This window comes from Bartonella sp. AP150HLJHH (assembly GCF_042196385.1).
GTDB lineage: Bacteria > Pseudomonadota > Alphaproteobacteria > Rhizobiales > Rhizobiaceae > Bartonella.
The window spans coordinates 3389-6276 of the sequence record NZ_JBHIQC010000049.1 but is presented as its reverse complement, the minus strand read 5'-3'; the positions used below and the strand labels follow the sequence as shown (position 1 = coordinate 6276).

Here is a 2888-nt window from a genome sequence, read left to right as displayed (position 1 = left end):
AATTACCTTTTTTAATAACTCCAAAGTCTCTTAAAGCGCGGATACGGTGAAGAGTTACCCCTTTAAACTCAGCTTTCCCATCAGTAAGTTCGTACTTCTTTTCCATGATTTTACTCCTTTAAGTTAGATTCTGCCTTTGTCGTTCTTGCAAAAGAACGGCATTGCATTGTGTGGTGAATTTTTTGAAAAGGTGGCGTCTTTTAAAAACGCCTTTAGCTTTTAAAGCACATCACAAGGACGCAAACGGTGTTGTTTTTCGTAAGAACCATACATTGCATCATCATATTCGCGCTGTTTTATATCATCTAAAAAAAAACCGTATGCTGTGCTGTGTAGAATAAAATCGTGAGGAATGTTTCCGTTGAAACACTGCTCTTCACATTCTTTAAGATAGAATTCGGCAATATCTTCAGAGATATCTTCGCAACGATTAGTCGTTGGTTCAATACGCAAAATTTGGACAGCATTATCGGCTTGGTCGATAAATTTGATCATGTCACTTTCTTCTAAGAAAGGACCAGATTTAGCGAGATTTTGCTCTTCATTTTCGCAGATGACTAAGAGAATTTCATCAGAATTTATAAACACTGGTTTATTCACAAATGCCTCCATACTGCCTATTGGCAAAAGTTATTTTCTAAGATATGGGATATCTTGATACCAAAATGGTAATTTAAAGTCAATACCAAAATGGTTATTTTTTATTTTTTATTTTTTATGAGTAGAACAAATGGATGAAAAATGGTCAATTAATACGCAAATATTGGAACTATGGAATAAATTGACAGAAGATGAAAAAAGAGAGTTTATTCTTTTTTATCTTGATAAAATGAAGAAAGGAGATCCAGAAGTTTAACCTTATTATCGTAGCTTAGATGCTCTAACATATCTTCAATTTGTTCATCTAAGCTATTAGGCTTATTTCCTGAAAACAACAATTGTTTGGGAGTAATTTTTAAGTGTGGTGCCAAACGTATAGCCCACTCTTTTGTTAATTTTCGTTGCCCATTTTCTAAACGAAAAATTTGTGGCTGACTAGTTCCCACCAATTCGGCTAATTCTTTTGGAGTTAAACCGACTTTTTGTCTGAAAAATTTCAAATTATTCATGATTCTTATCCTAATTAAAAAAAAAATCCTTTCAAATGCCAATATGGTAAAATTTCCTTGTTTTAATAATACCGATATGGTATAAAAAGGAATGTCTAAACTAAAACTGTATTTATCAAAGAATAATATTACTTATGCCGAGTTTGCGATTTTGGTAGGTGTTACGCAAGCATCTGTAGCACGCTATGTAAATAAGAAGCGATTTCCGCATCCTAAGATAATAAAAAAGATAGCAGAAGTTACCGATAATTACATAAGCCCTAGCGATTGGTATCAAGAGAATTTTCCTTCAATTGCAAAAAGTTCCGGCGTTGATAGCGCGCGTGAGACTTTGCAGCCTTAAGGAGGTGATGATGGCTGTAGAAAAGAAATACGAACTTACTGATGAAACAATTGAGTTTGATGGCAGAACACTTCACCGCATTCGTGCATTGAGAAGCTTTGGAAAAGTTAAAGCAGGTGATGTTGGTGGTTTTGTAGAGAGTGAAGGCAACCTCTCTCATGAGGGCGATTGTTGGGTTGGGAATAGGGCATGGGTTTATGGTGATGCACGTGTTTTTGGCAATGCCAAGGTTCTTGGTTTTTCTCATGTTTATGACAATGCCCGTGTTTATGAGAATGCCAATGTTCTTTTAGCAGCTGCGATTTATGGCAACGCCAAGGTTTGTGGTAATGCGCATGTATTTGGCAATGCCAAGGTTTGTGATGAAGCTGCGGTTTTTGGTAATGCTTACGTTTACGATAATATCCATGTTTATGGCAGCGCCAAGGTTTATGGCAACGCCAAGGTTTGTGGTTATGCCAAGGTTTGTGATGCTGCTAAGGTGTTCGGTCATGCCGTGGTTTATGGTAAGGCCAAGATTTATGGAAATGCATATGTTTGCGGCACTGAAGAATATGGTGGCGACAGAGTTTATATGTGTTCACATAATGCAAATGAAGCGCATAAGAATGATGATGGTAAGCCTCGTGTAGAGCTTATACCGCCGTTGGCACTGCTTGAAATTGGTAAAGTTTTAGAGTTTGGGGCAAAGAAGTACGGAGCAAACAATTGGCGTAATGGCATGCACTGGAGCAGGTTACACGGTGCTGCTTTACGTCATTTATTAGCATGGTTTGGTGGAGAGCATAAGGATGCTGAGAGTGATTTATCACACTTGGCACATGCGGCTTGTTGCATTCTTTTTTTAATGGAATGCGAAGCACAACAGATTGGTCATGATGACCGCCCTCATAAAAATTAAAGGAGATAAAGATGAGTTCGAATGAGATTTTATGGATAGCAGTGGTTTCAGTTTTGCTCTTAAGCGGAGTGATGTTTCGTATTGCATTGCATTATCGCGATCAAGTTAAAGCACTTAAAGAGCAGGTTCAAGATATTAAGAAAAAAATGAAAGAGAATGAGTTTAGGTATTTAAAGGAAAGCAAGCAGACAATTGATGAATGTGATGCGGATCTTGAAGAACGTGACAAGGAAATTAAACAACTGAAGCAAGAGATTGAAGAACTAAAACAAAAGATAGATGCGTATCGAGAAGATTTTACACGGAAAAGTGAAAAGATACAGGCACTAAAAGCAGATGTTCAATCACGTGATACGGAAATTAAAGAATTGAAACAAAAGATAGAAGAACATGACGACGAGGAAATTGATGAACTGAAGCAAGAGATTAAAGAACGTGAGGAGGAAATTAAAGAATTGAAACAAAAGATAGATGCGTATCGAGAAGATTTTACACGGAAAAGTGAAAAGATACAGGCACTAAAAGCAGATGTTCA

Annotated in this window: 5 protein-coding genes; 3 read left to right on the top strand and 2 right to left on the bottom strand. The window is 36.9% G+C overall.

Features of this window, described 5'->3' with window-relative positions; genetic code table 11:
- Nucleotides 1–219: 219 nt before the first annotated feature.
- Both ACFING_RS09065 and ACFING_RS09060 read right to left on the bottom strand, forming a co-directional pair.
- On the bottom strand, nt 220–600 hold the full coding sequence (locus ACFING_RS09065; protein ID WP_375630469.1) for a hypothetical protein: 381 nt from the start codon (nt 598–600) through the stop codon (nt 220–222).
- A gap of 206 nt (nt 601–806) precedes the next feature.
- Nucleotides 807–1109: a helix-turn-helix domain-containing protein gene (locus ACFING_RS09060; protein ID WP_183229374.1), complete on the bottom strand. Its 303-nt coding sequence runs from the start codon at nt 1107–1109 to the stop codon at nt 807–809.
- Nucleotides 1110–1200: 91 nt separating this feature from the next.
- Here ACFING_RS09060 and ACFING_RS09055 point away from each other — a divergent pair, with 91 nt between their 5' ends.
- The 3 genes from ACFING_RS09055 to ACFING_RS09045 form a co-directional block, all read left to right on the top strand.
- Complete coding sequence (locus tag ACFING_RS09055) at nt 1201–1452, top strand: helix-turn-helix transcriptional regulator (RefSeq protein WP_273791720.1); 252 nt, start codon at nt 1201–1203, stop codon at nt 1450–1452.
- Between the two features lie 574 nt (nt 1453–2026).
- Entirely contained in the window at nt 2027–2353 is a 327-nt protein-coding gene (locus ACFING_RS09050; protein WP_375610982.1) for a dATP/dGTP diphosphohydrolase domain-containing protein, read from the top strand.
- Between the two features lie 11 nt (nt 2354–2364).
- Nucleotides 2365–2888, top strand: a 524-nt coding sequence (locus ACFING_RS09045) for a hypothetical protein (protein ID WP_375630578.1), incomplete at its 3' end; no start/stop codon positions are given.

Bases quoted from the DNA above. Each gene is read 5' to 3' on its own strand.
- ACFING_RS09055 (WP_273791720.1), top strand. From the start codon at position 1,201: ATGTCTAAACTAAAACTGTATTTATCAAAGAATAATATTACTTATGCC.
- ACFING_RS09050 (WP_375610982.1), top strand. From the start codon at position 2,027: ATGTGTTCACATAATGCAAATGAAGCGCATAAGAATGATGATGGTAAG.
- ACFING_RS09060 (WP_183229374.1), bottom strand. From the start codon at position 1,109: ATGAATAATTTGAAATTTTTCAGACAAAAAGTCGGTTTAACTCCAAAA.